A 448-nucleotide genomic window follows, 5' to 3' on the forward strand; every position below is an offset into this window, starting at 1 on the left:
ATGTGTATAAGAGACAGGTGCACAAGGCCGCGTACATCCTGCGCTTCATGCTGTTGGTCCCTCCCCAGGGCGGAGTGCGCACGGTGCTCCGCGGAACGCGCGCGACTCCGTGCGGGCGCCGGCGCCCCCCTCAGGTACCGGTCACCCGCATCAGTCCCTCCATATGGTGATGGGCTTATGAAGCTTTTGTGTGACTAGCTCGAAACCTGACGGAAAACCGCAGGGGGGTCTTGAGGTGGCGGAGTGTGTACGAAACGTCCGCCCCGAAGGCCCCGTAGCGCTCTCGGGCGGTGCGTTCGGTGGAATGACGTGCGGGGACGTGCGGGCGGTGCGGGTGTGCGCGGGGCGCGGGCCCGGTGTGCCGGGCGGGCGGGCGGTCGTCCGGTGGCCAGGCCTTTCCCCCACACGGGTGATCGATTTCAGGACAGGGGCTGTCTCTTATACACAT

The sequence above is a fragment of the Streptomyces sp. NRRL WC-3549 genome, from assembly GCF_000721935.1.
Lineage (GTDB): Bacteria > Actinomycetota > Actinomycetes > Streptomycetales > Streptomycetaceae > Streptomyces.